The 14,774-nt window shown below is 59.0% G+C and carries 21 protein-coding genes; 10 read left to right on the top strand and 11 right to left on the bottom strand.

The genetic code is table 11. The annotated features are described in order from the left end of the window. Positions 1 to 7: 7 nt before the first annotated feature. Complete coding sequence (locus tag Q7J44_RS21765; RefSeq protein WP_304883174.1) at positions 8 to 280, bottom strand: metal-sensing transcriptional repressor; 273 nt, start codon at positions 278 to 280, stop codon at positions 8 to 10. A gap of 65 nt (positions 281 to 345) precedes the next feature. Here Q7J44_RS21765 and Q7J44_RS21770 point away from each other — a divergent pair, with 65 nt between their 5' ends. From Q7J44_RS21770 to Q7J44_RS21780, 3 genes are all read left to right on the top strand, one after another. Further along, positions 346 to 705, top strand: coding sequence for a hypothetical protein (locus Q7J44_RS21770; RefSeq protein ID WP_304883175.1), 360 nt, complete (start codon positions 346 to 348; stop codon positions 703 to 705). Between the two features lie 119 nt (positions 706 to 824). Continuing rightward, the gene (locus tag Q7J44_RS21775) at positions 825 to 1,493 is read left to right on the top strand and encodes a HupE/UreJ family protein (RefSeq protein ID WP_304883215.1); all 669 of its coding nucleotides are present in this window, start codon (positions 825 to 827) and stop codon (positions 1,491 to 1,493) included. Positions 1,494 to 1,513: 20 nt separating this feature from the next. Next, on the top strand, positions 1,514 to 2,149 hold the full coding sequence (locus Q7J44_RS21780; RefSeq protein ID WP_304883176.1) for a transmembrane anchor protein: 636 nt from the start codon (positions 1,514 to 1,516) through the stop codon (positions 2,147 to 2,149). Positions 2,150 to 2,662: 513 nt separating this feature from the next. On the opposite strand, the gene Q7J44_RS21785 is transcribed toward Q7J44_RS21780, so the two are convergent. The 3 genes from Q7J44_RS21785 to Q7J44_RS21795 form a co-directional block, all read right to left on the bottom strand. Continuing rightward, complete coding sequence (locus Q7J44_RS21785; RefSeq protein WP_304883177.1) at positions 2,663 to 3,184, bottom strand: TlpA disulfide reductase family protein; 522 nt, start codon at positions 3,182 to 3,184, stop codon at positions 2,663 to 2,665. Between the two features lie 60 nt (positions 3,185 to 3,244). Next, positions 3,245 to 4,714 (bottom strand): multicopper oxidase family protein, encoded by a 1,470-nt coding sequence (locus tag Q7J44_RS21790; RefSeq protein ID WP_304883178.1) that lies wholly within the window; start codon positions 4,712 to 4,714, stop codon positions 3,245 to 3,247. Positions 4,715 to 4,784: 70 nt separating this feature from the next. After that, the gene (locus Q7J44_RS21795; protein ID WP_304883179.1) at positions 4,785 to 5,171 is read right to left on the bottom strand and encodes a hypothetical protein; all 387 of its coding nucleotides are present in this window, start codon (positions 5,169 to 5,171) and stop codon (positions 4,785 to 4,787) included. Between the two features lie 151 nt (positions 5,172 to 5,322). On the opposite strand from Q7J44_RS21795, the gene Q7J44_RS21800 reads away from it, so the two are divergent. Both Q7J44_RS21800 and Q7J44_RS21805 read left to right on the top strand, forming a co-directional pair. Continuing rightward, positions 5,323 to 5,934 carry a hypothetical protein gene (locus Q7J44_RS21800; RefSeq protein ID WP_304883180.1) on the top strand — a complete coding sequence of 204 codons (612 nt, stop codon included), beginning with the start codon at positions 5,323 to 5,325 and terminating at the stop codon, positions 5,932 to 5,934. 133 nt (positions 5,935 to 6,067) lie between these two features. Further along, entirely contained in the window at positions 6,068 to 6,502 is a 435-nt protein-coding gene (locus Q7J44_RS21805; RefSeq protein WP_304883181.1) for a DUF411 domain-containing protein, read from the top strand. Positions 6,503 to 6,579: 77 nt separating this feature from the next. Here the strand turns inward: Q7J44_RS21805 and Q7J44_RS21810 are convergent, their stop codons facing one another. The 5 genes from Q7J44_RS21810 to Q7J44_RS21830 all read right to left on the bottom strand — a co-directional run bounded on the left by Q7J44_RS21810 (position 6,580) and on the right by Q7J44_RS21830 (position 10,858). Further along, the gene (locus Q7J44_RS21810) at positions 6,580 to 7,230 is read right to left on the bottom strand and encodes a hypothetical protein (protein WP_304883182.1); all 651 of its coding nucleotides are present in this window, start codon (positions 7,228 to 7,230) and stop codon (positions 6,580 to 6,582) included. A gap of 8 nt (positions 7,231 to 7,238) precedes the next feature. Then, a complete protein-coding gene (locus tag Q7J44_RS21815; protein WP_304883183.1) occupies positions 7,239 to 7,967 on the bottom strand; it encodes a DsbA family protein in 729 nt (242 codons plus the stop codon). A gap of 104 nt (positions 7,968 to 8,071) precedes the next feature. After that, on the bottom strand, positions 8,072 to 8,548 hold the full coding sequence (locus Q7J44_RS21820) for a cytochrome c (RefSeq protein ID WP_304883184.1): 477 nt from the start codon (positions 8,546 to 8,548) through the stop codon (positions 8,072 to 8,074). Next, positions 8,545 to 10,497, bottom strand: coding sequence for a penicillin-binding protein 2 (gene mrdA / locus Q7J44_RS21825; RefSeq protein WP_304883185.1), 1,953 nt, complete (start codon positions 10,495 to 10,497; stop codon positions 8,545 to 8,547). The genes Q7J44_RS21820 and mrdA overlap by 4 nt, the downstream gene beginning before the upstream one ends. Next, complete coding sequence (locus tag Q7J44_RS21830) at positions 10,478 to 10,858, bottom strand: hypothetical protein (RefSeq protein WP_304883186.1); 381 nt, start codon at positions 10,856 to 10,858, stop codon at positions 10,478 to 10,480. The genes mrdA and Q7J44_RS21830 overlap by 20 nt, the downstream gene beginning before the upstream one ends. A gap of 66 nt (positions 10,859 to 10,924) precedes the next feature. On the opposite strand from Q7J44_RS21830, the gene Q7J44_RS21835 reads away from it, so the two are divergent. The 5 genes from Q7J44_RS21835 (at position 10,925) to Q7J44_RS21855 (ending at position 13,982) form a co-directional block, all read left to right on the top strand. Then, positions 10,925 to 11,329 carry a transposase gene (locus Q7J44_RS21835; protein ID WP_238373424.1) on the top strand — a complete coding sequence of 135 codons (405 nt, stop codon included), beginning with the start codon at positions 10,925 to 10,927 and terminating at the stop codon, positions 11,327 to 11,329. After that, positions 11,326 to 11,676, top strand: coding sequence for an IS66 family insertion sequence element accessory protein TnpB (tnpB, locus tag Q7J44_RS21840; protein ID WP_304883187.1), 351 nt, complete (start codon positions 11,326 to 11,328; stop codon positions 11,674 to 11,676). Before Q7J44_RS21835 ends, tnpB begins: the two co-directional genes overlap by 4 nt. 60 nt (positions 11,677 to 11,736) lie before the next feature. After that, the gene (locus Q7J44_RS21845; RefSeq protein WP_304883188.1) at positions 11,737 to 13,371 is read left to right on the top strand and encodes an IS66 family transposase; all 1,635 of its coding nucleotides are present in this window, start codon (positions 11,737 to 11,739) and stop codon (positions 13,369 to 13,371) included. 2 nt (positions 13,372 to 13,373) lie between these two features. Beyond that, entirely contained in the window at positions 13,374 to 13,595 is a 222-nt protein-coding gene (locus tag Q7J44_RS21850) for a hypothetical protein (RefSeq protein ID WP_304883189.1), read from the top strand. A gap of 105 nt (positions 13,596 to 13,700) precedes the next feature. Next, the gene (locus Q7J44_RS21855; protein ID WP_304883190.1) at positions 13,701 to 13,982 is read left to right on the top strand and encodes a hypothetical protein; all 282 of its coding nucleotides are present in this window, start codon (positions 13,701 to 13,703) and stop codon (positions 13,980 to 13,982) included. 14 nt (positions 13,983 to 13,996) lie between these two features. On the opposite strand, the gene Q7J44_RS21860 is transcribed toward Q7J44_RS21855, so the two are convergent. Both Q7J44_RS21860 and Q7J44_RS21865 read right to left on the bottom strand, forming a co-directional pair. Next, positions 13,997 to 14,308 (bottom strand): hypothetical protein, encoded by a 312-nt coding sequence (locus Q7J44_RS21860; protein ID WP_304883191.1) that lies wholly within the window; start codon positions 14,306 to 14,308, stop codon positions 13,997 to 13,999. 169 nt (positions 14,309 to 14,477) lie between these two features. Then, positions 14,478 to 14,690 carry a hypothetical protein gene (locus Q7J44_RS21865; protein ID WP_304883192.1) on the bottom strand — a complete coding sequence of 71 codons (213 nt, stop codon included), beginning with the start codon at positions 14,688 to 14,690 and terminating at the stop codon, positions 14,478 to 14,480. Positions 14,691 to 14,774: the final 84 nt, after the last annotated feature.

The following is a 14,774-nucleotide window of genomic DNA, read 5'->3' on the forward strand; positions in this document are numbered from 1 at the left end:
TGGTCCCTCAAAGGTATTTGGTGATTGCCTTGAAATCCGCAACGACGGATGTGTCGCCCAAGCCAGTCACCGCTTCATCGAGGCAATGATCAATATGGTCTTGAATCAAGGTGCGTTTGGCCTGTAGCACGGCCTTCTCAACTGCTTGGAGCTGTTGGGCAATATCCGTGCATGGTTTACCGTCTTCTATCATCGCTATCACGCTGGATAGGTGGCCATTGGCACGTTTCAGCCGCTTTGCGATGTCGGCGTGGGTTGCATGAGTGTGGTGTTTTGACATAGATAAGAGCTAACCCCCCCAGGGGGATAAGGCAAGCGGGCCCAGACTCGCAAAATGCAGGCAACATGAAACAGCAGATTGGAACACTTGTCAGACTTATGCTGACCGTCACACTGGCGGTCGCGATGCTGTTGTCGTCGAATGCGCGAATTGCATCACACGATTTGCCTGAACTGGCCCAGATCGTCGCCGACCATCAAACGAAGATCGCGGATCATGGTCACACTCACGAGGAAATCGTTGATGTGGTGCATGCCTATCATGGCCACGGACATGATGTGACCGATCATGATCATAACACAGCATTCCTACTTACCCGCATGGCGTCTGGCGTCATGCAACCGAACCGCTCGAATTGGCTTGTGGCCAACAATGCACTACCCGGTCGTAGTGTCTTTGATCTGGACCGACCCCCGCGAGGATGAGACCACGCCTCAGAGCGTGTTTATCAATTCCTTTCACAAAGCGGAAAATCACAATGTTACACAACCGATCCTACGGGTCGGGGCATCTGTCGCATCCAATGCGACAATCCCTGATCCTCATGGCAATGGTCCTGCTGGCGCTCATCGCCCTTGTGACCACGGCCTATGCCCATGCCGTCACCGAAGGCGACAAGGGCTATATCCAGGAGGTTAGCGGCATGAAGCTGATACCCTTCATGTATCTGGGGGCCAAACATATGGTCACAGGATACGACCATCTGCTGTTCCTGTTTGGTGTCGTCTTCTTCCTCTACAAGATGAAGCACGTCGCTCTATACGTCAGCCTTTTCGCCATCGGCCATTCCACAACAATGCTGGCGGGCGTCTATTTCGGCTGGAATGTCAGCGCTTATCTTATCGACGCAATCATCGGTCTGTCGGTAGTCTACAAAGCGCTCGACAATCTGGGCGCTTACCAACGGTGGTTCGGGTTCCAGCCCGATACGAAGGCTGCGACCCTGATCTTTGGCTTCTTTCACGGGTTGGGTCTTGCGACCAAAATCCTGGAATATGAAATCGCACAGGACGGCCTGATCCCGAACCTGCTTGCCTTCAACGTCGGCGTCGAGATCGGCCAGTTGATCGCCCTCGCCATGATCCTGATTGTCATGGGCTATTGGCGCAGGACTGCCGGTTTCTGGAAGCACGCCTACACCGCTAATGTCGTGATGATGTCGGCCGGATTCATTCTGTTTGGAATGCAGATGACCGGCTACTTCGTCGCCTGATCCCCTTGGAGAACATGAAAATGCACAACGGAAACAAACCAAACCTCGATGAGTTGCCGACCTCGGCGCAGCTAATCAAATCCACGATTCTGGCCGCTGCTGCGGCAGTTGCAATCCTCATAACTGTCGTCCTGCCATCAGAATACGCAATTGATCCGACCGGCATCGGCAAGGCTATTGGCTTGGCCGAGATGGGCGAAATAAAGACTCAACTTTCTGAAGAAGCTGAAGCAGACCGGCTGCTGGAGCTTCAAAAAAGTGGTGCCAGCGACGATCAGTCAAGCCTTCGTGGCGGCATATTCGGTTTCTTTTTCCCAGCCGCCTATGCCCAGACCGTCGCGCCCGAATGGACGGATCAATACAGCGTTACGCTGACGCCAGGCGATGGAGTTGAGGTCAAGCTGGTTATGACAGAAGGGGCGAAAGCCGAGTTCCTTTGGGTTGCTGAAAACGGCGTCGTCAACTTCGATCTGCATGGCGACGGTGGTGGCGAGAACATCAGCTATGAAAAGGGCCGAGCGGTAGAGCGTGCCGAGGGCGTTCTGACTGCTGCTTTCACGGGCAATCATGGTTGGTTCTGGCGCAACCGGGGCGGGCAGGATGTCACCATCACGCTCTCTGTCCGTGGCGAATACAGCGAGATGACACTGCCCTAAGTACCCTATGGCCCCTGTCGCTTGGCGGGGGCCATTCTTCAGACAAAGGCCTCAGCCGCATCGCGGTAAGGTGGTGAAGCGAGCCCCTTCTGTGAACTGGCTGCCATCCGTCGATTGCGGGCACCGCCGACATGTGCGTGACCTTGAACCCGCCCGACAGCGAACGAAAGCGGCTCGACAGATTTATCCGGAGCGCTGCAAAATATGGGTGCCGGGCCGAGATGATACTGATCAAGGCCCGATCTGCCCGCTTTCTGCAGCTCAGGCCGGGGTGGACACCGCACGGGATGCCAAAGAATTCGATCAGCAAACGAAATCGGGCGAACTTCCAATCAGGCGGCAGGCCACTTGGGGAATGTCGGTTCTGAGCGTTTTCCGCATGGGCACTAGGACGCTGGACGGTTCCGATTATGTGACCGTAGCCTTTGTGGATCCTCGCAGACTCACCTTGGCACATTGATGCCGCCAGGGGGCGGTCACCTCATCAGGGCCATCTGCGTGAGGGAGCGTCGCTCAGAAAAGACCGCTTATTTGCGCGGCGGTGTCGTCGCTGTCCCAGTCGAACGGGCCTTGTAGCCGCCCAATCTCACGAGTTTTGCGGTCAATCAGAAGTGTCGTCGGCAGTCCGACAAAGCTAAGGGCCAGCTGTACACGGAGAGACTCAGCCCAGTAAAGTGATAGGTTCGCAATGCCGATCTCATTATAAAAGCGGCGCCCCTTGCCAATTCCCGCATCATCGATGCAAAGAGCAAGCACCAGAAAATCCGCGCCGCCGATCCGCGCCTGAAGTCGGTCGAGCATTGGCATTTCTTCCCGGCACGGCGGGCACCAAGTTGCCCAGATGTTCAAAAGGATCACCCGGCCCGCGAAATCTTCGAGACGCCGTTCGGTGCCAGACTCTTCCAGGATTGGGGGCGACAGCAATGGCTGCGGGTCCCTGCGCAGCCGAAAGGGTGCACGCGCTTCCGCACGCTGCGTGACAAATGGCATCGCCAATGCGGCGAGAACGGCACGTCGCCCGAGAAACTGCGTCATTCCCTGTCTCCTGCAAAGGGGGCCATGACCCATGGGGCACGCCATGGGTCACGGCAGCTTTCAGACCGAAACTGCGAATTCGGTCATCATGCCCGCCAAAAGATGGGGCATGTGGTGGCAGTGCAGCATCCACCGTGCGGCTTCGCCTGCATCAACCGCAACCGTCACCATACCCATAGGTGGCACATGTACGGTGTCGCGCACGGCACCTGCAAAGCGCGCACCGCCCGTGCTGACGACTTGAAACGCATGACCGTGTAAGTGCATGGGATGCGCCATCATCGACATATTGTGAAACGTGATCTCGACCCTTTCCCCGGATTTCGCTGTGACAGGGTCATGGTTACGCCAGGTCTTGCCGTTGATCGTCCATTCATAGGGCACCATCGACCCGCCTAGCATCAGCATCGGCTGCGAAGCCGGCGCGCGTTCGGGCAGCGGCATGACGGCGCGCAAGGCAGCCTCTTGGGACGCGTCGGCGCTGAATGCCGGATGTTCAGCGTCCGACAGACTGGATACCTTCATCACTGAAGCGCCCGGCGTTGCAAGAATTACACCCGTGCGCTCCTTTGCCCCTTCACGCAGCGCGAGGATGGGGAAAGCTCCGCCCTCTGCTGGCACGTCCAGTTCGATGTCAAGACGTTGACCCATGGCCAGACCGAAACGGCTGCCGGGCAAGGGCTGGACCGGCTCACCATCCACTGCGACCAAACGTCCTGGCAGACTGCCTGTGTCGATCCAGAACACCGTCGCTGCTGCCGCATTGATGACACGAACAAGGACCCGGCCGCCTTTTTCGACTTGCCATACCTCAGGGTCGTCAAGGGTGCGGTCGTTGGCGAGATAGGCATCAAAGTTGTAATCGTTCAGGTCCATGGCCATGCCGTCCATGCCCGGCATCGACATCGCGTCGCCTTGCCCCATCGAGCCCATCTCCATCGTAGCCATGCCGTCCTGCCCCATCTGGCCGTGATCCATCCCGGTCATCGAGGTGCTGCCAGTGATCTCGGCCAGCACTTCGGCTGGTGGTTTGAAGGAGAAGTCATGCAGGAATAGCGTCACCTCCTGCCTGTCGGCCGACACATCTTCCGGCCGCCGAACCACGAGCGGTGCGGCAAGCAGCAGCATTTCATGCTCGGGGACATGAGCATGCATCCAGTGGGTGCCGGGACGTGCGGTAAAGTCATAGGCGCGGGACTCTCCGGGTTGCAGCATTGGCATCGGGAGGTCGGGCACCCCGTCCTGTACATTGGGCGGGATCTGACCGTGCCAGTGGATGATCGTCGGCGCGTCCAGCGTATTGGTCAGATCAACGGCAAAGGCCTGCCCCGAATCGAGGACAAGGCCCGAACGACCTTTGTTGTCCAGAAGGCCCCAGACAGTTGCAGCCTTGCCTTGCACCTCAATCGTGCGCGATGTGGCAGAAAGGGCCATCCGGGCAGACTGGGCACGCACTTGAGCGGGCAAAAGCAAAGTAGCGGCCGAAGCCGAAGTTGCGGCAAGAAAGCCGCGTCGGGTCAAAAGCGACATGTGAGTTCTCCTGTGAGTCGCAGAAAATAGCAGACTGGCAGATCGGGGCGCGGGCGCCCCTTCTGCAGGGTCAGATCACTGCAACTTTTGGAGGATGTCCGGGAGGCGGAAAGGCCAGCGAGGAAACCAGAGGATCATCTCCGGTCTCAACGTCAATCGGGTGCCCGGCTATTTCAATTGTTTGATCAGCTGTCGGCAGGGTCGCAACCACAACCAAACAAAGTTGCTGGCACAAGCGCATTGTTTGGTTTGTCTCAGAGCGGCCCGTATCGGCGAGCTTCATTTCGTGGCCAGCCGTGGCCATCATCTGGGCATGTTCAACCGGAGTTTGCTCACCGACCACGGTCCAACCGGGAGCAAGCGTCGCCAGCACATACGCAGCGAAAACCAGAACTTTAATGAAGAGGCCCGACTTGTTCATAGAACTGTAGTTATCAGAATGATGCGGCACAGTCATTTGACATTTTGGTGTCTCAGAACATGCCCGAGAACCCGTACGATGCGGCAGAATTGTCAAAACTGCTGAATACTATCCAGCCTATCGGAGAGTTTACTGGTTGACCTGAGTTTTGCCAAGAAAGGCTTGGCTACACAGGCAGGTAACACAGATGAGAAAAATCTTTCTGGCGATAGCGACAACCCTGAGTTTGGCGGCCTGCGGGGCGGAACCGATCTGGGCACCGGAGGCGGCTGTTGTCGCATCACGCTACACGCATCCCGGCCCGACGTCGGTAACACTCTACACCGTGCTTTCGACACGCAATGGCTCTGGTGCGCATGCGGGGCTTCTGATCAACGGCGCTCAGAGGGTCATGTTTGATCCCGCCGGAACATGGCGCCACCCGCAGCTTCCCGAGCGCAATGATGTGCATTTCGGTGTTACGCCAAAAATGGTTGATTTCTATATCGACTACCATGCGCGCGAGACTTTCGACGTGGTGGAGCAGACGGTCGAAGTTTCGCCCGAAGTGGCCGCACTGATCATGCAGCGGGCAATGGCCTATGGTGCGGTTCCAAAAGCGAACTGCACCATTGCGCTCTCTCGGGTCCTTGAAGGTGTCCCCGGCTTTGAAAGCTTGCCGATGACGTGGTTTCCCAAGCGCATGATGGAAGCTTTTGCTGATTTGCCCGGGGTCGAAACCCGCAAGATTACGGATGACGATGCAGACAACAATCATGGTGTTCTTCTGGTGCAGGCTGACGATCCACGATTGGAGTAATCTTTCGGTGATCGGGCACGAATCCACCAAAGATTGATGGCTTGGATGCCTGCAGACCACTACAACGATGGCAACGTGATCAACCACGAGGGACAAAAGCATGCAGATATCTCGACGCAGCATGATCGGAGCAATGAGTTGGGCCATCAGCCTCGCCACCACGCCCGTTTGGGCCGAAACACACGCGAGTATCCACGTGGTCAAGGATCCGGGCTGCCCCTGCTGCAATGCCTGGATCGGCCACCTTCGCGATAACGGCTTTGCCGTCAGCTTCGAAGAACGCAGCATTGAAGAACTAACCGCATTCAAGCGCGAACGTGGCATCCCCGACAATCTTGTCTCATGCCACACGGCGACGATCGGCGACTACACCATCGAAGGCCACGTCCCCGCCGCCGATATCCGTCGCTTGGTGGCCGAACGTCCCGCTGCTACCGGGCTCACCGTTCCAGGCATGCCCTTCGGCTCTCCCGGCATGGGGCCAGAGGCCGAGCGCGAAGCCTATGACGTTATTCTCGTCGGACTTGACGGCAGCAGCAGCATCTTCACCAGCTATCCGGCCGCCTGACCTGGGTCAGGCAAGCGAGAACGCGCCAAAAGCACAGACTCTTCGCGGCGCGGCGCTGGCGGCGACTTCCGAGAACTTCAGGATTTCCAAGGCAGCCCAGATTCGGTTGACCGCCAAGCGTCTTCCAGAGCCGCCCGCGGGATCACACCGTCCAGCGGTCTGATGGCTACATCCAGACGACGCGCTGCGTGATAGCCTGTTGCCGCCATCACACTTGGCGCTGTGCCATAGGCGCGACGGTAGCGCGTCACAAAACTGTCAGTCCCTTCGTCGCTGACCCATCTCTCGGTCAGCACCACTTGCAGCAAGACGGTGCTGGTTGACTGATACTCACGCGCGGCTTCGCTTGCTGCGGGTTCAGGCCCCAGGACGACCACGACATCGCCGGTCTCGGTGGGTTTACCGATCAGGCCTTCGACCAGCCCGGCTGCATCGCGCGGAAGCGGAAGCACATTTACATCGACCCCACCCAGATGCCCGTCAGACGTTTCGTTTGCGTGCCCATCCTGCTCGTCTGCCGCCAGCAGGAAACCGCGGACGGCTTCTGCGAGGCTTGCTTCACGGTTATCGCCGGCGACTATAAGAGCGGCAGTGAACGAATGCGCCAGGGTGTTCCCTGACAGGGCCATCCACACTGCAACCGCCAATACAGACTGCTTGATCGCGGTCTGGACCCTTTCTACTTCCGCAAACGGGAATAGAAGACGGGCGACAGCAAAGCGCGCCAATAGGACACTCATTCCGCCGCCCGCGCGGTGGTCACGGCTTCGACCAACTGCGGCTTTTCCACAAAGCCGGGGATCAGCTGATCGCCGACCACGAACGACGGTGTGCCATTGAAACCAAGCGCCTCGGCCAGTCGCATTGAGGTGGCAATATGCTCCTCAACTTCGGGCGACTGCATGTCGATCTTCAGCTTCTCAACGTCGAGACCAACCTCACCTGCTATGCGCAGCACAGCCTCTGCTTCAACCTTTCCGCGCATCGTCATCAGGGCGTCGTGCATTTCGGCGTATTTGCCCTGCTGCCGCGATGCCAGGGCGGCGCGGGCGGCAAAAGCAGACCCCTCGCTCAGGATCGGCCACTCACGCAAAACAAGGCGCACGTTGGTGTCCTCGGCCATCAAGGCATTGACTTCGGGCATCGCCCGTTTGCAGTAGGGGCAATTATAGTCAAAGAATTCGACAATCGTGACGTCGCCGTCTGGATTGCCGAGGATCGGGGCATTCGGGTCACGTTCCAATATGCCGCGTTCTTTAGTGAGGACAGACGCGGCTGTGGCGGCCTGAGCTTCGGCTTGGCGCGCTTCCAGGGCCTGCAAGGCTTCCAGCACCAGTTCGGGATTTTCCCGAAGTGTTTCAGCCACGAGCGCCTTGATCCGATCATCGGAGATGTCTTGCGACAGGGATTGTTCTGGCAACGCTAGTGCAAACGTGGCGGCAAGTATCATTTGGGTAACGCGCATAGGTGAGACCTTCTGGGAAATAGGGCTGATTTTGTCTTGTGTGAACCCTCTAGTAACTAGAGAGGCAAGCAGGATTCTTCTTGGGGAGAGACTAAAGTGCTTGTTCATTCGCTCGCCGCCTCCATGCGGGTGCGGTCTTCCTGCGTAGCGCGGACCCGCGCTGGCCAAGTCGATTTGATATAGGCGAGGATCGCTTCGATCTCGGCATCCGAAAGTTGCTCACTGAATGCGGGCATGCCGGAGATGAAATCGACACCCATCTCGTTCAGCACAACTTGCCCACCTTTGCGGATGTAGTTGAGCAACATTTCATCCCCGTGGTGCCACGTATGACCTGTCTCGTCGTGGGGAGGTGCAGGATAAGTCCCGTTCGAGTTTGCTGATTGCCAGTTCGGCTGCCCTTCCAGATCTGCGCCGTGGCAGGATGCACAGGTTTCCTGATACGTCGTCCGACCCAATTCGATATCCGGCTCTTTGTGAAAGAAGGCGAAGGATGGAGTGGCCACGCTCGCCAAGAGCCCGCCGATGAGCAACGACCTTTGAAGGCGCAACGGCGGTCTGTTCTTCTCCCAAAAGGTCATGTCCGGCTCACAATTGATGTCGCGCCATCGGGCGGAAGGATGCGATCGGACAAGAGTGCCAGCTGCTCGCTGAGGCGGGTCCTTTGCGACGCGGGATAGGCGTCCGTCGGTGGCAATCCGCCGTGTTGTGCGAACAGCATGATATCGCGTGCGATCGGTGCGGCAGCCGTGGAACCTCCGCCGCCATGCTCGACCACCACTGTGACAGCATAGCGGGGTGCGTCGAACGGGGCAAAGGCGACAAACAGCGCGTGGTCCCGACGGTTCCACGGCAGTTCGGCCTGCGTCCGCACACCCGCCGCGCGTTCCGCAGCCGAGATCGAGAAGACCTGGCTTGAGCCGGTCTTGCCTGCCATCACCTTTGTCGGGTCGACAATTCGTGACGCGTAGGCGGTTCCACGTTCATGGTTCGATACCTCGAACATCCCCTGCCGAACGATGGACAGCGCCTCGTCTGAAAGTCCAAGAGACACTGGAGCAGGGTTTTCCGTCGACCTCCCGCTGATCGACCGCACCATCCGAGGCAGCACGGCCGTGCCGGAAGCAAGCCGCGCCGCCATGGTTGCGAGCTGAATGGGTGAGGCGAGCGTAAAGCCCTGGCCAATGGAGGCGTTGATCGTATCGCCAATCAGCCAGTCCTGCCCGTACTTCTTTTGCTTCCATTCGCGCGAGGGGTTGTTGCCATGCGCTATGCCGGACAGCGGCAGATCATACTTCTGGCCAAGCCCGAGCCTATCGTTCATGGCAAAAATGCCGTCAATCCCGATGCGTTGCGCAACCTCGTAGAAGTAGACATCGCAGGACTCACGCAAAGCGCCGACCATATCCACCCGCCCATGCCCGCCACGTTTCCAGCAATGGAACCGGCGGCCTGATATCTCGACATAGCCATTGCAGGTGACGGTTTCCGCAGGTTCCATGACACCGCTTTCAAGTGCCGCCAAAGCATTCGACATCTTGACCGTTGATCCCGGTGGATAGGCGCCCTGCACTGTCTTGTCGGACAGCGGGCGAAACTCGTTGTCGCGCAGCGCGCCATAGTCCCGGTTCGAAATACCACGCACGAACAGGTTCGGATCAAACGACGGTGCCGATGTGCAACCAAGCACATCGCCATTCGTCACATCCATGACGATGGCTGCGGCGCTCTGACCTTCGAGACGCACGCGCATAAAATTCTGCAGATGGTGATCAAGCGTGATTTGCATGTCGGGTCCGGCTGATGGCGGATCGAGTGCTAGTTCGCGCATAGTGCGGCCAGACACATTGACCTCAACACGTCGCGTTCCCGGCAAGCCGCGCAGAGCACGTTCATGTCTGCGCTCGATCCCGATCTTGCCGACCTCAAAGTCTGGCAGACGAAGCAAGGGTTCAGCCGCGTCCCCCTCTTCCTTCAGATCGTTCTCGCTCACCGGGCCCACATAGCCAACCTGGTGAGCAAAATCGGCTCCAAAGGGATAGACACGCGACAGGACCGTTTCCGGGTAGACGCCCGGAAGTGCTGGCGCGTTCACAGCGACAATTGCCAATTCTTCCCATATGACCCGGTCTTTCACGGTGATTGGCGCAAAGCCACTTGCCCGTTCGATCTGGCTTTTGAGTTTCATGATGGCTTCGTCATCAAGACCCAGAAGGCGTCGCAGTTTTGCAAGCACGTCTTCAAGATCTTCGACCTCCTCGCGCACCAGCGTGATGCGAAAAGCCTGCTCGTTGTCAGCCACTAACTTTCCTGCGCGGTCATAGATGCGACCTCGGTTGGGTGGCACGAGCCGCAAGCTGATACGGTTTTCTTCGGCCAACAGATAATATTGATCGGCATCACGGACACCTAGTTGCCACATCCGCAGGCCAAGCACGCCTAACACGGTTGTCATGACGCCCCCCATCAGAAGCGCCCTTCGTGTGGTTTTCTGGGACATCTGTGCAAGGTCACGTTCGGATCGTCGCATGGTCACCTCCGTCTCCTTCCGGTCGAGATTTCCTCTTGGCGCGAACAGTCAGCACATAAGCGGCCCCTCTCAGAGCAAAAACTGCGGCGACGAGCCCCACGAACCATGGCTGGAGCGTATTCGGCGGCGGGGTCGCGCGGTGAAAACTAAGGAAGTGCATGAACAGAAAGTAGGCGACATGCGCAACCGTCAGCCACCAGAGCGGCAGGACGCCCATTTGAAGAAATTTCCAGCCCGAAATACCAAGGCGACGCATTGCGAAGTCGCTCGAAGTCGCACCTAGCAGGATTGTAAGCAGAAGGGCGGCAATCCCAATGGCATTGGCAAGTCCGAAGCCATGCTGAAGCATCACATAGGTCAAAAGTTCAGTAAGCCTCCGGGGGCGGCCGTCTGAACTTGTGTTCGCTCCGATGGTAAGTCCGCCCTTATGTCCGACTTTATCAACCGCCCTCAAATCGAAGTTCTGTCTGCTGCCGATGGTGAACGCCGCCGGTATTGGTCGGATGATGACAAACTGCGCATTGTGGAGGAGAGCTTTATCGGCCACCGTCAGGTGGCAGCCACAGCGCGGCGACACGACATTTGCCGCTCGCTGTTGACGACTTGGCGGCGGCAGTATCGAAACGGTGAGCTTGGGTCTTCTCGTCCAATATCGTTCGCGCCGGTGACCGTGACGAAAGCGCCCGCGCCACAGACCCATTCAGTTGATCCCTGTCCGCCTCCGGACTGTCAGATTGAGATAGCTCTGCCGAACGGGCGGCGGGTCATCGTTCCGGTGGGCGTGGAGCCCGAAGCGCTTGCGCGGATCCTGGCCGTGGTGGACAGACAATGATCGCGTTTCCGGCGGGCGTGAAGGTTTGGATTGCGGGCGGCACCACCGATATGCGGCGGGGCATGAACACGCTGGCGCTACAGGTGCAGGAGGGGCTCGGCCGCGATCCCCATGCGGGTGAGATATTCTGCTTCCGGGGCCGTAAGGGCGATCTGGTCAAGATCCTGTGGCATGACGGCGTGGGTATGTCGCTGTATCTGAAGCGCTTGGAAGCGGGTAAGTTCATCTGGCCGGTGAGCCGGTCTGGCCAGGCGGTGCAGATCTCGGCGGCACAGTTGGGCTATCTTCTGGAGGGCATTGACTGGCGCAATCCACGCTGGACGCAACGCCCTGCAAAGGCTGGATAAATTGCACTGACAGGCCTGTTTTTATTGGTGTTCCGCGGCCCCGGCTGCTAAATATTGGCCATGTCTGACGCCGCCTCCGAACTCGCCAAATTACGCGCTGCCCTGGCCGCCGCCGAGGCTCGTGCAGATGTTGCGGAAAGTGAGCTGGCACAGACCCGGGCCGTCGTGTCCTGTTCGGAAGCGATGATCCAGGAGCTCAAGCTCGAGATCGCCAAACTGCGCCGAGACAAATACGGCATCTCGTCGGAACGGCGCTCGCGGCTGATCGATCAACTGGAACTGCAGCTTGAAGAACTGGAAACAGCGGCAACCGAGGATGCCCTGGCCGCCGAAGAGGCGGCCGACAAGGCCGCCTCCACGGTGCGCGCCTTCACGCGTCGCCGTCCTGTGCGCAAGCCGTTTCCCGATCACCTGCCGCGCGAGCGGGTTGTCGTTGAGGCACCTGCCACCTGCACCTGCTGTGGCTCGGATCGTCTCGTGAAGATGGGCGAAGATGTCACCGAGACGTTGGAGGTAATCCCACGGCAATGGAAGGTGATCCAGACCGTGCGTGAGAAGTTCACCTGCCGGGCCTGCGAGAAGATCAGCCAGCCGCCAGCCCCGTTCCATGCGATCCCGCGTGGATGGGCCGGGCCCAGCCTGATCGCCATGCTCGTCTTCGAGAAATATGGTCAGCACCAGCCGCTGATCCGGCAGGCCGAGCGGTTCGCCCGTGAAGGCGTCGAGTTGAGCCTGTCGACCCTGGCGGACCTGGTCGGGCACGCGACTGTCGCGCTGCAGCCCCTCCATGCGCTGATCGAGAGCCATGTGCGTGCCGCTCACCGCCTGCATGGCGATGACACGACCGTGCCGCTTCTGGCGCGAGGCGGCGCAAAAAAGGCCCGGCTCTGGACCTATGTCCGTGATGACCGGCCCTGGAATGGTGGCGCACCGCCGGCGGCGGTCTTCCACTTCTCCCGCGACCGTGCGGCAACCAATCCCAATCAGCACCTGGCCGGATGGCAAGGCGTGCTGCAAGCGGATGCCTATGGAGGATACAACGATCTTTATCGCGCCGACCGTGATGCGGGGGCTGTGACCAGTGCGCTGTGCTGGGCTCATGCCCGCCGAAAGTTCTTCGAGCTGGCCGACATCGCGGGCAACGTCCGCAAGGGCAAACCCAGCCATCAAATCTCGCCGGTCGCGCTGGAAGCGGTGAAACGGATCGACGCCATCTTCGACATCGAGCGCGAGATCAATGGGCTGGATGCCGATGCCCGGCTTGCCGCCCGTCAGAAACGCTCCCGTCCCCTGGTCGATAATCTCCATGATTGGCTGCTGGCAGAGCGCGCGAAACTGTCCCGACACAACAAGGTGGCTAAGGCGATCAACTACATGTTCGAGAAAGACGGCCGTTGGCAGGCGTTCACGGCATTCCTCGATGACGGGCGCATCTGCCTGACGAATAATGCGGCCGAACGCGCCCTGCGCGGCGTGGCCTTGGGCAGAAAGTCGTGGCTCTTCGCGGGATCCGAGCGCGGCGGTGAGCGCGCCGCCGCCATGTATACCCTCATCGTCACAGCCAAAATGAACGACGTCGACCCACAGGCCTGGCTTGCCGATGTCCTCGCCCGGCTGCCCGACATGCCCGTCTCGCGCATCCATGACCTTCTGCCATGGAACTGGAAGTCGTGGCACCTCGCTGAGGCGGCATGATCATGCAGCTCAACAAGGTGTATTCCGTCAAGACCATCGACCGCGTTGCAGCCGAACTGGGCGAAACCGTCGACCGGATCTTCCATCTCGCCATCGACATGGAAACCGAAGATGGCGTGATCTGGGTCTACGGCCCTGGCGACGACAGCGTCATCGCCTTCACTCCGTTCGGGATTGAAAACCTGCAAGAGCTCATCGAAATGGACCGCGACCGCGCGCGTTGACCTCGCTGTGGCCTACGCCGGATGCTTACAAAGTTCAGGATGCCATTCGAAGCCAAAAAGCTGCATTAGGTTCCATTGGACCCAACCAATCAGGATCACAGCGGCATGAACTATAGCAAGAAGGCAGCAGTAGATGCCAAGTTCACGTCGGAAAGGAAGAACACGCACGACGCCCCGGAGGAGCCGGGCCAATGGCCCCAACCCGACGGAAAGAGCAACAAGTACCGTGGAGGCATCCCCAAACGCCCTGTTCCAGCGGTGCATTGGGCTGAAGTCGATGTGTACGGCGGCAAAGCCAAGAACCAGCCCCGTGGCCAGAAATGCCACGACCGCATGGCGAACCGGCATCCGTTGCGCCAGACGGCGCGGACTTGCAGCGTGGCCTGATATTTCCGCGTCCCTCATTTGTTGCTCCCAAACGACGCCGAACTGGCATTTGCTGTTTTGCCCGCCGACATTCGGAAGTCACGGAATGCTCGCCACGCCCGCATCGCGGCGAATGACATGATGATCACGCCTGCCACCGCCAGATAGGGCCGCACTGGGTCGAACCAGGCCAGCAGGGCTGGGCCACCGAAGATCAGCATCAGGACTTTGTTGCAGGTCGGGCAGGCGATGCCGAGAAAGCTTGCAACGCCGCCCGCCGCGGACGTTCGCAGACGGCACTGCGGAACCCAGAGGCCAACGATCACACCAGCCAGTATCGCGGTCAAAGTCGTGGCCCCAAGCTCCCACGGTCCAACAGGTGTCATGCGCACAAAGAAGGGATTGATCCAGACAGCGGTAACTGTGCCCAAAGCGACGAATAGGGCCAGCCCGATTAGGGTTCCACGAAAGAGCCTTTGGAAGAGATCTGCGCGCGATTTCTCAGGTCCGAGAGTTTCAGGGAGCATAGAACTGAATCTCCGCAAATTCTTCACCGAAACCGACGCTAACAATCCATTGACCAGCCATCGGCAGCTTGACGTTGACCCGCCATACGCCTGCCTCGACCAGTTCAAGCGGCGGTGTAAGACCGTCCATGTGCATCTCGACCATGGCAAGGTTGACGTCCGGGCGCATGCCAACCGACTCGAAGGCATCAGCGTCGGGCATGAACTGGATCTCTATTCGGACATCTCGGTTCCCCGGCGCGTAGACTTGCACGTCGAGTCGTCCGTCCGACAGCGTTTCAGAAAC

Origin of the sequence: Pseudotabrizicola sp., assembly GCF_030656345.1 — a bacterium.
Classification (GTDB): Bacteria; Pseudomonadota; Alphaproteobacteria; order Rhodobacterales; family Rhodobacteraceae; genus Pseudotabrizicola.